This window comes from Pedobacter sp. (assembly GCF_965279535.1).
In the GTDB taxonomy this organism is placed as follows: Bacteria; Bacteroidota; Bacteroidia; order Sphingobacteriales; family Sphingobacteriaceae; genus Pedobacter.
The window spans coordinates 2,374,773-2,390,807 of the sequence record NZ_OZ257244.1; the positions used below are offsets into that span (position 1 = coordinate 2,374,773).

Annotated in this window: 10 protein-coding genes; 7 read left to right on the plus strand and 3 right to left on the minus strand. The window is 38.5% G+C overall.

Annotation, left to right across the window (positions count from 1 at the left end):
- Nucleotides 1-195: 195 nt before the first annotated feature.
- A complete protein-coding gene (ggt, locus tag ACQY77_RS09445; protein ID WP_421938227.1) occupies nt 196-1,917 on the minus strand; it encodes a gamma-glutamyltransferase in 1,722 nt (573 codons plus the stop codon).
- Nucleotides 1,889-3,664 (minus strand): AMP-dependent synthetase/ligase, encoded by a 1,776-nt coding sequence (locus ACQY77_RS09450; RefSeq protein WP_421938226.1) that lies wholly within the window; start codon nt 3,662-3,664, stop codon nt 1,889-1,891. The genes ggt and ACQY77_RS09450 overlap by 29 nt, the downstream gene beginning before the upstream one ends.
- A gap of 268 nt (nt 3,665-3,932) precedes the next feature.
- On the opposite strand from ACQY77_RS09450, the gene ACQY77_RS09455 reads away from it, so the two are divergent.
- Nucleotides 3,933-4,397, plus strand: a complete 465-nt coding sequence (locus ACQY77_RS09455; protein ID WP_421938225.1) for a hypothetical protein — start codon at nt 3,933-3,935, stop codon at nt 4,395-4,397.
- Nucleotides 4,398-4,588: 191 nt separating this feature from the next.
- Here the strand turns inward: ACQY77_RS09455 and ACQY77_RS09460 are convergent, their stop codons facing one another.
- On the minus strand, nt 4,589-6,418 hold the full coding sequence (locus ACQY77_RS09460; RefSeq protein ID WP_421938224.1) for a M61 family metallopeptidase: 1,830 nt from the start codon (nt 6,416-6,418) through the stop codon (nt 4,589-4,591).
- Nucleotides 6,419-6,851: 433 nt separating this feature from the next.
- On the opposite strand from ACQY77_RS09460, the gene ACQY77_RS09465 reads away from it, so the two are divergent.
- The 6 genes from ACQY77_RS09465 (at nt 6,852) to htpG (ending at nt 15,913) form a co-directional block, all read left to right on the plus strand.
- Nucleotides 6,852-7,943: an efflux RND transporter periplasmic adaptor subunit gene (locus ACQY77_RS09465; protein WP_421938223.1), complete on the plus strand. Its 1,092-nt coding sequence runs from the start codon at nt 6,852-6,854 to the stop codon at nt 7,941-7,943.
- Between the two features lie 2 nt (nt 7,944-7,945).
- Nucleotides 7,946-11,056 (plus strand): efflux RND transporter permease subunit, encoded by a 3,111-nt coding sequence (locus ACQY77_RS09470; RefSeq protein ID WP_421938222.1) that lies wholly within the window; start codon nt 7,946-7,948, stop codon nt 11,054-11,056.
- A 1-nt stretch (nt 11,057) separates the two neighbouring features.
- Nucleotides 11,058-12,368 carry a TolC family protein gene (locus ACQY77_RS09475; RefSeq protein WP_421938221.1) on the plus strand — a complete coding sequence of 437 codons (1,311 nt, stop codon included), beginning with the start codon at nt 11,058-11,060 and terminating at the stop codon, nt 12,366-12,368.
- Between the two features lie 17 nt (nt 12,369-12,385).
- A complete protein-coding gene (locus ACQY77_RS09480; RefSeq protein WP_421938220.1) occupies nt 12,386-13,249 on the plus strand; it encodes an N-acetylglucosamine kinase in 864 nt (287 codons plus the stop codon).
- A 103-nt stretch (nt 13,250-13,352) separates the two neighbouring features.
- Nucleotides 13,353-13,745, plus strand: coding sequence for a response regulator (locus ACQY77_RS09485; protein ID WP_090881799.1), 393 nt, complete (start codon nt 13,353-13,355; stop codon nt 13,743-13,745).
- A gap of 281 nt (nt 13,746-14,026) precedes the next feature.
- Complete coding sequence (gene htpG / locus ACQY77_RS09490) at nt 14,027-15,913, plus strand: molecular chaperone HtpG (RefSeq protein WP_421938219.1); 1,887 nt, start codon at nt 14,027-14,029, stop codon at nt 15,911-15,913.
- Nucleotides 15,914-16,035 lie beyond the last annotated feature (122 nt).

Below are 16,035 nucleotides of genomic sequence, written 5' to 3' on the forward strand. Positions count from 1 at the left end.
ATGTGAAAAACAATAAACTTTTCAACTTACTAACAAACAGCCCATTAACATGCTTAAAAAGCGATATTAAAAGTACAGAAAATAAGACATCGATGAATTTTTACACATAAACATACATTTGTTGAGGAAACAGTTCTACTACATTGCTCAATTATCCTAAAAATTAGTCAATAGCTGACTCTATTCTTACACCTTTTAGTAGCCAATAGCTTTATCATCCCCCCTGGGGTCGGCACCCCCCTGATAATACCCCCATTTGGTTCTAAGAATGGCATCAACCCGTCCGATAGAACTTCGGGGAGCAATATGATAGCCTTTAGCTTCTAATTTTTGGGTAGTTAAGCTATCTACAGCATCTTTCTCTACATAAACTTCATCTGGTAACCACTGGTGATGGAATTTTTTTGCAGCCACTGCTTGTTGCATGGTCATATCGAAATCGATCACATTAATTATGGTTTGAAATACAGAGGTAATGATTGTTGACCCGCCTGGTGTACCTACAACCATGAAAAGTTTTCCATCTTTTTCTACAATACTAGGAGTCATGGAGCTCAGCATTCTTTTATTTGGTGCGATTGCATTGGCTTCTCCTCCTACCAGGCCATACATATTGGGTGATCCGGGTTTAACGGAAAAATCGTCCATCTCATTATTTAGTAAAAAACCTGCCCCTTTTACTGCTACCAGTGAGCCGTAAGATCCATTTAAAGTTGTAGTAATTGAAACCGCATTCCCCTCCCGATCCACAATAGAAAAATGAGTAGTTTCCTCATGCTCTTTACCATTTACAGTACCCGCAAGTACCGTACTGCTTGGAGTAGCTGCAGCCCATGTAAAACTCTCCATCCTTTTTTTATTATATGCCGGATTAATTAATGCATTTTGTGGAACATTATAAAAATCTGGATCACCTAAATGAGTGGCTCGATCAGCATAAACTCTTCTTTCAGCTTCCACAATTACCTGTATGGTTGAATCGACGTTATGGCCCCATTTTTTTAGTGGGTAAGGTTCTACCGATTGTAACAACTGAATTAAGGCGATGCCACCACTGGAAGTAGGCGGCATGGTAATAATTTTATACCCTCTGTAAGTGCCGGTTATGGGTTTTCGCCAGGCAGAATGATATCCTTTCAGGTCTTCTTTTGTAATCAGCCCTTTGCCCCGCTTCATTTCAGCCACAATTGAATCGGCTACTGCACCTTCATAAAATCCGGCACGCCCCTTTTCCTGAATCAGTTTTAAGGTTTTCGAAAGTTCGCTCTGGCTTAGAATGTCTCCTTCCTGCCAGGTTTTCTCGAGGTTAACAAAAGCCGTTCCGCCAGGGTTAAAATCCATAAATTTACGGTGTAAACTATTCAGTTCTGTTGCCTGGCGCTTAGTGATTTTAAATCCATTTTGTGCCAAATCAATGGCAGGTTGTAATACCTGTGCCCAGCTTAACTTTCCATATTTTTGATGTGCAACTACCATCCCATCCACAGATCCGGGAACACCGACGGCGAGATGTCCATACAGACTTTTATCTACAATTGGATTTCCAGCGCTATCGAGGTACATATCACGGCTTGCTGCCGCAGCTGCTTTTTCTCTAAAATCAAGGGTATTCACTTCTCCCGATGCCGCACGATAAACCATGAACCCACCACCACCAATATTTCCGGCATTTGGATAAACTACAGCTAAAGCAAATTGAACTGCCACGGCCGCATCAACAGCATTACCTCCTTTTTTTAAAATATCGATGCCAACTTGTGACGCTTCAGGATGGGCAGAAACCACCATCCCATTTTTATATTCATCACTATTTTTTTTACCCAGTTGCCCGGTTACGCAACCAGATAAACTAATGAGAACCAAGCCACAAACCAGGTTTTGCTTCCAATTACTGAGGTGCTTTATAGTCTTCTGCATCCTTATAGATTTTTTCAATGGTATCGTTGTTTTTTTCTGTTATTATTTTTCTTTTTAAACTTAGTTTGGGTGTTAATTCTCCCCCGTCTATGCTCCATTCTTTTGGTAGTAAGGCAAATCTTTTTACCTGCTCCCATTTCCCAAACCCTACATTTGCCGCTTCAATAACCTCATTGTATTTTGCAAGTACCTGCTCGTTTTTAATGATTTCTTGGTTATTGGTAAAGCTAATTCCTTTACGACTGGCCCAGGTTTTTAAAGTTTCGAAATTAGGCACAATTAACGCGGAAGGGAATTTTCTATTCTCTCCAAGCACCATAATCTGCTCGATAAAAATCGACTCTTTATATTTATTTTCCAGCATCTGTGGGGCAACATATTTACCTCCCGCTGTTTTAAACATTTCCTTTTTACGATCGGTGATTCTTAAAAACTTTCCATCTACCAACTCACCTATATCCCCTGTATGAAACCAGCCATCTTCATCAATAGCTTCAGCGGTCAGGTCAGGGCGGTTATAATAGCCCTTCATTACATGGTGGCCACGGGTTAATACTTCGCCATCTGATGCAATTTTCACTTCTACTCCCTGAATCACTTCACCCACCGAACCAAATAAAGTTGCACCAAAATGATTTACGGTAATTACCGGTGAAGTTTCTGTTAAACCATATCCTTCAAAAACCGGCATTCCCGCCGCCCAGAAAATCCTGGCCAATCGCGGGTTCAGGGCAGCTCCACCCGATACAATAACCACAATTTCTCCTCCCAGCGCCTCTTGCCATTTCTTAAATACCAGTTTTCGGGCTATACCCAACTGGAAATTATACCACCATCCTGCATCTGTTGTATATTTTTCGGCCAATGCCAATGACCAGAAGAAAATCCCCTTTTTAACTCCGGTTAAGGCTTTTCCTTTCTCCATGATCTTATCATACACCTTTTCCAATAATCTTGGAACAGTTGAAAAAGCATTGGGTTTAACATGCTGAATATCTGCTACGATTGTTTCCATACTTTCGGCGTAATAAATGGCCGTATGGTTAAAGAGGTACAGATAAATGATCATACGCTCGAAAATATGTGAAAGCGGAAGAAAGCTTAATCCTTTATTAACTCCTTTAGGCATTACCACTGCAGAATTTATAAAATTGGCTACCAAATTATCATGGGTTAACATTACTCCTTTTGGGGTACCGGTTGTTCCGGAGGTATAGATTAAAGTGAGGATATCTTCTGGTGTAATTTGATTGCGATAAATATCCAGGTCAATATCAGTAGCTGATTTTCCCTCCTCAACCAGCGTTTTCCAATGAGATACGTTAGAAATTTCATTGAAGCTATATATTTTGATAGCCGGATTTACAATTGCTGCGCAAGGTTTTATCTTTTGATACAAGGCTTCGTCGGCAACGAAAACAATGGAAATATCTGCATCTTTAAGTATAAACTGAATATCGTGTTCGGCTAAGGTTGGATATAAAGGAATTTGATAAGCACCAATCTGGTTTGCAGCAAAATCTGCAATGTTCCACTCCGGTCTGTTATGAGACATTACTGCAACACGGCCCCCTTTACCAATTCCCTGCCTGATTAAGCCCCTGCTTAAATGATCAACAGTTTCACAAAAGGCTTCTGTACTATAATTTATCCATTTACCATTTATTTTGCCATTGATAAATTCTTGCTTCGGATTTTGCAGGCTATGTCTTAAAAGATCAAAAACCCTTGTAATTGCTGCAGCCATATCTTAAATATATTTGGTTAAGTTAAAAAATCAAACATAAAGTGTAAACACTTATATGCTTCAATCTGCTTTACAAATCGATAAATTTTGTTAGACCGATAAATACCAGAATCACTTTTGGTATAAAACACAGGAATAAACTTAACAATAACATTATTACTATGCAAGCATTGTTTTTTCCTATTCACATTTTTACTTAAAAAATATAAACGGCATTAAAGTTGTTAGGCAGTTTACAATACTTTAAAAACATTTATAAAAATCAATTATGAAAAAGTTATTTACAATTTTAGGATGCATTGCACTATTTGCTTTAAGTACTGCCACTGTTAAAGCTCAGAATTACAAAACTGGCTTAGGCTTAGGTATTGACTTTGGAGATGGTGCAACATTGGTTGGTCCTTCAGTAAGACATCATTTTAGTCAAAAAGCGGCAATTCAAGGTGAGGTTTTATTTGGTGCTAACTCTACCTTTATTCAAGGATTCTTACAGTATAATTCTGCAATTCCTGGAGCAAGAGGTTTGGATTGGTATTTAGGTGGTGGTCCATCTGTACAACTTTATGATGGCGGTTCCAGCTTCTACCTGGTTCCAATGGTTGGTTTAGATTACAAATTTAGCGGAGCACCTTTAGCAGTAGCTTTAGACTGGAGACCTAGAATTTATCTTGGAGATAATGATAGCGATTTCAATGCAGGTAGATTTGGTTTAGGCTTTAGATACACTTTTTAGTATCAAACAGATAGTACTGAATACCAATTAACGAGCACTGATGGTGAATTAGATTACATCAGCTAATTAATTCATTTTCAGAACTAAAAAAAAACCCGTAAAATTAATTTACGGGTTTTTTTTATCTTCAAACATACAGGTTTAACTTTTGGATTTTTTTAACTCAGTACTGAAGCCTCAGCACTCCAGACTTACTTTCCTGTCCATTTGCTGAATACAGCTTTCTGTGCTGCTGTAGCTTTTTCATTAATTGTGGCTTTCAGTCTAACACTTGGGTTTTCTTTTAAGGTTAGTGCAAACTCTCTTTCAATACCATCTCTTTTAACTTTCAGCTTTAACACCTCGCCAATATTCTTTTTGGCTACTACAGGTAAAATATCCAATGAAAACAAAGGACTTTTCAATCTGATGGTAGAAAAAGCTTCGTCCAAACCTATACCATCTAAAGAGATGATCTCATCGTTTACGTTTAGGCCATCCAGCCATGCTGCAGAATTTCTGGTAATGGAGCTTACGGTTAAACCAGCGGTTGATAGCTGAACAGTGGCGCCTGTTACCGGTTTCCCTGGCGTTGCGTTTTCGGTGCTCACCTCTACTCCTGCATAACCGAAGTATTTGGTATATTCTACATCATCAACACCAGTTACATATTTCGCCCAAAAACTGGTAAAGCTCATTCCTGAGACCTTCTCTACCATGGCTTTAAATTCTGCATCAGTGTATCCACGTTTTAAGGTTTTACATTGCAGGTACATGGCCTTCATTACATCATCTAAACTTTTCGCACCCTTGGTTGCATTGATGATCTCCAAATCCATCAAAATACCGATCACTTCTCCTTTGTTGTAATAGGATATGGCATTGTTTTTTGAATTCTCATTTGGGCGGTAACCAATAATCCAGGCATCGTAACTAGAAGAGGCTGCAGACTGGTATTTAGATCCCGGGGTGTTTAGTACTGTTGCAACACCCGCTGCCAGGTCTTTCAAAAACTCATTGGCATCAGTAAATCCTGCTCTATGTAAATACTTGTTTTCGTAATAAGATGTAAATCCTTCTGCCACCCAGAGGTTGGTGGTATAATTTTCATTATCATAATCGAATGGTCCTAAAGCAACCGGACGCAAACGCTTAACATTCCAGAGGTGATGATATTCATGAGCGACTAAGCCTAAAAAGCCTTTATATCCTTCTTCAGTATTATAAGCATTTCTGGTTGCCCCCAATGTAGTCGAATTTAAATGTTCCAGGCCACCACCGCCTTTAGTAAAATTATGAACAATGAAAACATAGTGTTTATTTGGATTTTCACCGTAAACAGCCGTTTCGGCTTCTACAATTTTAGCCATATCTACTTTAAGCTTTTCCTTGTCGTAGTTACCACCACCATACATGGCCACTTCATGACGCAGGCCTGCAGCATTGAACTCAAAAACATCCTGATTACCTACTTCAATCGGACTATCATATAGTATATCAAAATCAGCAGCGCGGTAAGTAAATGTTTGTCCGGCCACTGGTTCCAGGCCTGTAGATACTTTACTCCAACTTTTATGTGGTATGATCTTTACAGTACTTGGAGCGCTGATCATACCATCAGGATGCATAAATATTCCGGTTGGGGATAAGAATGCATGAGCATCGTCTATAAATGGAGTACGTACTGAGATCTCAAATGCGTATACACGGTAATTGATTTTGATCTCATTGGCCTTATTAGAAAAGATACGCCATGCGTTCTTTCTTACTTTCTCCACCCTTAGCTCTTTCCCTGCGGCAGAAGCTTTAAACTCTTCTACACTTTTTTCAAATTCACGAATCAGGTAAGATCCCGGAGTCCATACAGGCATTTTTACATCAACATAATCTTTATTCAAGCCCGAGATATTCATCTGAACTTCTGCATAGTGAGCTTGTGGTTCCTTAAACGAAACCTCAAAACCTATTTTTACCTGCGCCATCGCTGTCATAATACACGTTAGTAATAAAACTAAACTTAAAACTGATTTTTTATTAAACATAAAGAGGGTATTTTGTCACAAAATTAATTTTATTGGCGGTGTTTTAGAATTAATTAGCTAAATGTGTGTAATTTTTTTATCGTATAGATCGTTATCGATTGAGTTTTGAATGGGTACATGGATGAATAACCTGGTAACCACCCATACGATCACCCCTTTATCCTCTATCTCAAAAATTTTACCAGCCAGGTAATTGGCTAAGCTGTTATACTGATAACCAGTCTAGTAACCATCAGATAGCTTCACCAAAAGCTAACTTATCCTCTTTATCCTGATCTCATAACAATCTAAACCCAGCCGATATCTCTCTAATAGGCTGTAACATCCTTAATACAACAATTTTAGGACGTAAGAATTGAATATTTTTACACGCTGTTTTTCCTAAAGCCGGTACTCCAGCAGCATTGAAAAACACATTATCTAACACACACAAATGAAAAAGAGATATATCTTTTATATAGTTATAGCCTTAGGCTTGGCTTATCTGGTTTATTATCGCATTAACGCCAACAAAAAAATTGAAGGAAAGGGTGCACCCGGTGCTTCAACAGGAAAAGGAAGCAAAGATGGAAAAGGAGCACCACCGCTTGTTGTAGATGGTGTAGTGGTAAAACTTGTTTCTTTTGATAACGATCTTGAAATTACTGGTGCCATTGAGGCTAATGAATCTGTGGTTCTTAAAAGTGAGGTTGCCGGATTGGTAACCGGCATTTATTTTAAGGAAGGTACTACGGTTAGTAAGGGAAGCGTATTGGTTAAGGTTAACGACCGAGACATTCAGGCGCAGCTTCAGGAAGCATTGACCAAGCAAAAACTATCCTCTACTAATGAAAGCAGAGCTAAACAACTTTTGGCCAAAGGTGCAATTAGTCAGGAAGAATATGATACCGCTCTGGCTGATTTAAAATCATTACAGGCACAATCGCTGTTAATCAGGGCTCAACTTGCCAAAACCACTATCAGAGCACCATTTTCAGGCCGTATAGGCCTGCGCGGCATCTCGGAGGGAACTTACCTGACGCCAGCCACTGTAATTGCGAACCTGGTGAGCACCAATCCGGTGAAAATCACCTTTTCTGTTCCGGAAAAATATGCCAGCCAAATTAAGCAAGGCTCTAACATCACTTTTACCACAGATGGTTCTGCCAAAGAGAATCAGGGTAAAGTATATGCGATTGAGCCTGGCATAGATGCGGCAACAAGAACTTTACAAATCAGGGCCCTGGCGCCAAATGCAGACAATGTGTTGCTACCAGGATCATTTGCCAAAATAAAAATAGCCCTGAATACGCTTAACAATGCCATTCTTATCCCGAATGAGGCCGTTATTCCGGTATTAAAAGGAAAAATTGTGTATATACAGAAAAATGGCAAGGCGCAGGAGGTGAAAGTAGAAGCAGGAACAAGAACAGATGAAAATATTGTGATAACTTCTGGTTTAAAGGCTGGTGATACGGTACTGACTACTGGCTCCATGGCCTTAAAACAAGATGCCCCGGTTAAAGTTCATTTGGTAAAAGAATAACTATGAGTATCTCTACAACCAGTATAAAAAGGCCTGTTCTAGCCATTGTAATGAATTTGCTGATTGTCCTTTTTGGGGTAATCGGTTATAATTTTCTTGGCGTTCGGGAATATCCTTCTATTGATCCTACGGTGGTTTCAGTAAGAACTTCCTATCCAGGAGCAAACTCTGACATTATTGAATCGCAGATTACCGAGCCCTTAGAAAAATCAATTAACTCTATTGATGGAATTAGAAATATTTCTTCTTCCAGTAATCAGGGTTCCAGTAATATTACCATTGAGTTTAATCTCGATAAAAATATAGAAGAAGCTGCTAATGATGTAAGGGATAAGGTTTCTCAGGCTGCGAGGAACTTACCTAAAGACATAGATGGTTTACCCATTGTAAGCAAGGCTGATGCAAACTCTGATGCCATTCTTTCTATGACCATTCAGAGTGATAAAAGAAATACCCTGGAGTTGAGTGATTTTGCCGAAAACGTAATTGCAGACCGGATTCAAACCATTCCCGGGGTAAGTAGCGTGCAAATTCAGGGGCAGCGTAAATATGCCATGCGCATTTGGATGGACCCCATTAAACTGAGTGCTTATGGTTTAACTTCTCAGGATATTGTTACCGCACTGGATAACGAAAACGTTGAGCTTCCTTCTGGAAAAATTACCGGTGCAACAACAGAATTAACCGTTAAAACATTGGGCAAATTAACCAATGAAAGCGAGTTTAATAATTTAATTTTAAAAGCAGACAGTAATCAGGTTGTTAAATTAAAAGATGTTGGTTATGCTGTTTTAGGGCCAGAAAACGAGGAGACGGTATTAAGAGAATCAGGTCGGCCAATGGTTGCCGTGGCCATCATTCCACAACCAGGCGCAAACTACCTGGAAATCAGCAAGGAGTTTTACAACCGTTTTGATAAGCTTAAAGCCGACATTCCGAAAGATATTAAGCTAAAAGTGGCCCTTGATACAACGTTATTCATTAAGCGTTCAGTAACCGAAGTAGCAGAAACCATTGGTTTATCACTTGTACTGGTAATCTTAATCATCTATTTATTTTTTAGAGATTGGGCGATCGCCTTCAGGCCACTAATTGATATTCCTGTATCCCTGATCTTTACTTTCTTTATCATGTATGCTTTTGGTTTCTCCATTAATGTACTCAGCCTGCTTGCCATTGTGTTGGCTACGGGTTTAGTAGTGGATGACGGTATTGTAGTAACTGAAAATATCTTTAAGAAAGTGGAAGAAGGTATGTCGCCCTTTGAAGCGGCTATAAAGGGATCGAATGAGATTTTCTTTGCGGTAATTTCCATCTCTATTACCCTTGCAGCGGTATTTTTGCCGGTAATCTTTTTACAGGGCTTTGTGGGCCGATTGTTCAGAGAGTTTGGAGTAGTAATTGGGGCGGCAGTATTAATTTCTGCATTTGTATCATTAACGCTAACCCCAATGCTGAATGCCTATCTGATGAAAAAGGGTGGTCATAAACCTTCGAGGTTTTACAATTGGACAGAACCTTACTTTGTTAAACTTAACGATGGATATGCCTCAAATCTGAACAAATTCCTGGATAGACGATGGTTATCGATTCCCATCATTGTGGTTTGTATGGGATTAATCTTCCTCTTCTGGAAATTACTACCCAAAGAGACAGCCCCATATGATGACCGCAGTGCCATCAACATTAATGCAACTACACCAGAAGGAGCATCTTTTGCTTATACCGATAAGTTTATCATGAAGCTGAATCAACTGGTACTTGATTCAGTTCCTGAAAAGAATGTAAACATTACCATTACCTCTCCTAGTTTCGGTGGTTCAGGAGCAGTAAACTCGGGCTTTGTTCGTATGGGTTTAACAGATCCTGAAGAGCGTGAACGCACACAGAAAGATATTGCGGATATGCTGACCAAGGTTACCAAAAAATATACCGAAGGCAAGGTAATTGTGAATCAGCAACCAACTATTTCTGTGGGGAGAAGAGGTGGATTGCCGATCAGCTATATTATTCAGGCTCAAAATTTTGAAAAGTTAAGAGAGAAAGTTCCTGTGTTTATGGACGCAGTAGCTAAAGACCCTACTTTTACGGTTTCAGATGTTAACTTGAAATTTAATAAACCTGAAATCAATTTAACTATCGACAGAGATAAAGCCAAAAATTTAGGGGTTTCTATTTCAGCGATAGCTCAAACTTTAAATCTTGGACTCAGTGGCCAGCGTTTTTCTTACTTTTTCATGAATGGGAAACAATACCAGGTAATTGGTCAGTTTGATAAAGGAGACCGGAAAGACCCGCTTGATTTAAGTTCGGTATATGTAAGGAATGACAAAGGCGAGCTCATTCAACTGGATAACGTGGTTACAGCCAAAGAAGAAAGTAGTCCGCCTCAACTGTATAGAAATAATCGCTTTATTTCGGCTACCGTATCTGCCGGATTGGCTCCGGGAAAAAGTATAGGCGAAGGAATTGATGCCATGGATGCCATTGCGAAGAAAGTGCTGGACGAAACCTTTTCAACCGACTTAAGTGGTGAATCGCGCGATTTTAAAGAAAGTTCATCCAATACCTTTTTTGCCTTTGGTTTAGCTTTATTACTGGTTTACCTGATTCTTTCTGCACAGTTTGAAAGTTTTAAAGACCCCATTATTATCATCTTAACCGTACCTATGGCGGTTGCAGGAGCGTTTTTATCCCTATGGTTATGTGGCCAGAGCTGGAATATTTTCAGTCAGATCGGAACCATTATGTTGATTGGTCTGGTAACCAAAAACGGGATTTTAATTGTAGAATTTGCCAATCAGTTGAAAGAAAAAGGTATTCCAATACCTGAAGCCATTAGGGAGGCTGCGGTTTCGCGTTTAAGGCCTATTTTAATGACCAGTTTGGCCATCGCCATTGGTGCCTTACCTATTGCAATGGCTTTGGGGGCAGCAGCAAAAAGCCGCATGAGTATGGGTACTGTAATTGTTGGAGGAACACTTTTCTCATTGGTATTAACACTATTTGTAATTCCGGCAATTTACTCTTACTGGGCAAAACCTTACAAACCAAATGAGCAGCTCAAGGATGCGGCTCGCTTTGAACATGAAGCCATGGAAAAATCAGAATAAGATGGGCAGGAAATTAAAATTATTTGCGCTATTGTGTTTAACTGCTGTTTCGGCTTTCGCACAACAACAACTGACTTTGCAAGAAGCCATAAGCATTGCCTTGCAAAACAATTACGACATTAAAATAAGTAAAAATGTAAGCAGCATTGCCAAGAATAATGCTAATATTGGCAATGCCGGGATGTTACCCAACCTTACGGGAAGCTATACCAACGGAGGAAGTATCCAAAATACCCGTCAAACGCCAGCAACAGGACCAGATCGTGTAATTACAGGTGCAAAAAGCACGAATCAAAGTTACGGTGCAGATTTAAACTGGACCATCTTTGATGGTTTTACCATGTTTGCAAATTACGACCGGCTAAAGGAGCTGCAAAAGCAAGGGGAAGTTAACTCCAGACTGGCCATTTTAAATACTGTATCTGATGTGATTACCGCCTACTATGATGTTGTCAGGCAACAACAACTGATAATTGCAGCAGACAGTGCCATGGATGTTTCTGTATTGAGGACCAACATCGCTAAAACTAAACTACAACTGGGTAGAGGCTCTAAACTCGATGTTTTAACCGCCCAGGTAGATTACAATACTGATACCTCAAGCTATTTACAAACCAAAAATGCTTTGCAGGTAGCCAAAGTACGCTTAAACCAGCTATTGGTTAGAGATATCAGTACAAATTTCACTGTAGATAAGTACATCGAACTGGAAAAAGGCCTGTTGTACACGCAATTGGCAGAGGTTTCCACTAAACAAAATCCGGCTGTTCAAAATGCTTTTATCAATCAAAAGATAGCTTCATTGAACCTCAAAGCAGTTAGAGGCGCAAGATATCCGTCAATCAGCTTAAATTCGGGCTATAGCCGGGCAAATAGTACCAGTCCGACCGGTTTTAACCAAAAATTTGCGGCCAATGGTTTTACTTACGGAGTAACGGCCAGTATTAACCTGTTTAACGGTTTTTTACAAAGACAACAGGAAAGAAATGCTAAAATTGAAATAGATAATGCTGGCTTAAACTTAGAAAAAACCAAATTGGATGTTAATGCACAATTGTTGTCAGCCTATCAAAATTACACTACCTATTTAGATTTGGTAAAACTCGAACAACGTAACGTAGATATTGCAAAAGAAAATTTAGATATCACTTTAGCCAAGTATAGATTAGGAAGTATTGCTCCTTTAGAATTAAGAGAGGCTCAGCGCAATGCTATCGACGTGCAAAATCGATTTATTGAGATGCAATACCAAGCTAAGTTAGCAGAAACGACCTTAAAAGAAATCAGTGGAAGCATCAACTTATCTAATTAATTTTTATATTTAAGCCCATGATACTTGTTGCAGATAGTGGCTCATCAAAAACTGATTGGATGGGTTATCATAATGGGGAAACCATTAAATTCAATACACCGGGAATAAACCCTTATTTCCTAAGTGAGCAAGACATTACCAAGCTCATTTCAAAAAATGAAACTGTAATTAAATACGCAAAAGAGGTAAAAGAAATTTACTTTTTCGGTGCTGGCTGTTCTTCTCCAGATAAACATGAGGTAGTTTCTAATGGACTTTCAGCTGTTTTCTCTAATGCATTTATCTCGGTAGATCACGATCTTTTAGGTTCAGTTTATGCTACTTGTGGTGATGCTGAAGGCTTAAACTGTATTTTAGGAACCGGTTCAAATATCTGTTACTTTGATGGTAAAAAAATTCATGATGGCTATCATGGCTTAGGTTATGTTTTGGGCGATGAGGGTTCAGGAACTTTCTTTGGTAAAAAGGTATTGCTTAGCTATTTATACAAGAAAATGCCTGCAGATTTAGCTGCCGATTTTAAAAAGAATTTCCCATCAGAAAAGGAGGCTATCATCACCAATGTTTACCAAAAACCTTTTCCAAATATATATCTGGCAGGTTTTAGCCGTTTTATGGCTAGCCATAGTGAACACCCATTTATTCAGGAAATATTAAAGACGGGTTTTCAGGAATTTGTAGACACCAATGTTAAAGATTACCCACGACATAAAAATATTCCTTGCCATTTTGTAGGATCTATAGCCTATTATTACCAGGATGCACTGAAAGAAATTTTAGCCAAAAACGGGATAACTGCTGGCAAAATCTTACAGAAACCCATTGAAGACCTTTTCAATTATATATTGCAAAAAGAAGGAGTTAAGCAGGCAGCGGTATAACATTTCCCGTTTTACCACTATGTTAAAATATTTTTAAGATTTTAAACATAACAGTGTATAATATTGTTATAATTACATCAGCAAAAAAATTGCTCCTAAACATATGAAGAGAATACTGGTAGTTGACGATGATATTGAGGTTTTAGAAACCATTCAATTGATACTCGAAATCGGGGGGTTCAAAGTGTCTGCCCTGAATGATGGAGAAGAGGTTTTTAATAGGATCGAAAGTTTTAAACCAGATTTAATTTTGCTAGATATTTCTCTGGGTCATATAGATGGCAGAGTACTTTGTGAACAACTGAAAGCGATTGAAAGCACCCGTAAAATACCCATTTTACTGATTTCAGGCCTTTATGACCAAAAGGATTTCACCACATTAAACTACGGACAGGACGATTTTTTATCGAAGCCATTTCAAATGGATGTATTGTTAAAGAAAATTACTAAAATCCTTTCCTTAGAAGAAGATAAGCCTAGTTTCTTAGTCAATTAATTAAAAATATAAATAAATAAAGCCCGAAGAAATAAGAACTTCGGGCTTTTTATTTTGTTGGGGTTGCATATAGCGAGTTACACACTACGAAAGCTTATGATGTTTCAATATCTTTCCAAATTCTGGGGTAATATCAATTCCATCTCTTAATTCATCTCATATCTCGCTTAACATCTCTCGTATCTAAGCCCATTTTCAATCTGCTACTGTCATTTTGGCAATTAAAACCCTTTGGAACGAGGCTTGATATGCAAGAGTTAGATTAAACAATTAATTTATATATGAGCATACAAGAAAAAGGAAATATCTCAATCCATACGGAGAATATCTTCCCAATAATTAAGAAATTTTTATACTCTGATAACGAAATTTTTCTTCGTGAGTTAGTTTCAAATGCAGTTGATGCCGTTCAAAAAATTAAAAGACTAGGTTCACTGGGTCAGTTTAATGGTGAAGTTGGTGCTCCATTGGTACAAGTTGCTGTAGATAAAGATCAGAAAACAATTACAATTAGCGACAATGGCTTGGGGATGACTGCCGAGGAGATTAAAAAGTACATTAATCAGGTAGCTTTTTCTGGCGCTAGCGAATTTGTAGAAAAGTTTAAAGATGCAAAGGATGCCAATGAGATCATTGGTAAGTTCGGATTGGGTTTTTATTCTGCTTTCATGGTTGCAGATTTAGTTGAAATTGAAACTTTATCTTATCAGGATGGCGCAGAACCTGCGCGTTGGGTTTGCGATGGAAGTACTGAATTTGAAATTACCGAAGGACACAGAACTACCCGCGGTACCGATATTATTCTTCACATCAACAAAGATTCTGAAGAGTTTTTAGAAACTTTTAAACTTCAGGAGATTTTAGATAAATATGCAAAATTCTTACCTGTTCCGATTAAGTTTGGCACCAAAACAGAATCTGTTGAAGATGGTGAAGATGCAGAAGGCAAAAAGCAATACAAAGATGTTGAGGTAGACAACATTATCAATACTACCAATCCAATCTGGACGAAAGCGCCTGCAGATTTGTCAGACGACGATTACTTGAGTTTCTATCGTGAACTCTATCCGTTTAGTGAAGAGCCCCTATTTTGGATTCACCTGAACGTAGATTATCCATTCAATTTAACAGGAGTTTTATATTTCCCTAAATTGAAGAACGACTTCGAGATGCAGCGCAATAAGATTAAGCTATTCTCTCGCCAGGTATTCATCACCGATGAGGTAAAAGATATTGTTCCTGAATTCTTGATGTTACTTCACGGTGTGATCGATTCACCAGACATCCCATTAAACGTTTCCCGTAGCTTTTTACAGGCTGATAGCAATGTAAAAAAGATCAACAACTACATTACGAAGAAAGTTGCTGATAAGTTAGCAGAGCTGTTTGCCAAAGATCGTAAAGCTTACGAAGAAAAATGGAAGGATATTGGCTTATTTGTGAAATATGGAATGATCAGTGAAGAGAAATTCTATGACAAGGCTAAGGATTTCGCTCTGGTTGGAAATACCAAAAATGAATTGTTTACTCTTCCTGAATATAAGGATAAGGTTTCTGCACTTCAAACAGACAAAAATGGCACTGTAGTTTATTTGTATACGAATGATGCAGCTAAACAAGATGCTTTTATTCAATCAGCGAATAAAAAAGATTATGATGTGCTGGTTTTAGATTCTCCAATTGATAACCACTTTATTAATCAGTTGGAGCAGAAATTAGAGAAAACATCTATTAAACGAGTAGATTCCAGTGTGGTTGATAAGTTGATTGAGAAAGATGAGCAGCTAGAGCATGTACTTTCAGAAGATCAGGTTAAGGAAGTGACAGAAATTTTCCAAAAAGCCATTACTAAACCAGGGATGCAGGTAGAAATTGTGGCTTTACACCCTGAAGAACTTCCGGTAACGATTACTATGGACGAGTTTATGCGTCGCATGAAGGACATGGCTGCGATGGGTGGTGGAATGGGTTTTTACGGGCAAATGCCAGATAACTATAAAGTTGCGATTAATGGCAATCACAAGTTAATTGGTAAAATTTTAAATGCTGAAGGAGAAGAGCAAAGTAACTTAGCTAAGCAAGCAGTAGATTTAGCTTTATTGGCTCAAGGTATGCTAACAGGATCTGAGCTAACTGCTTTTGTGAGCAGAAGTGTTGAGCTGATCTAAGCCATCCAAAATCATATTAAAGCCGAGCATTTTGATTAATGCCCGGCTTTTTTGTTTTATTCAATGGCAACATTATGGCGCGGGCAAATATAGAAATGCGCATAAAAATAAAAGTCCCGATT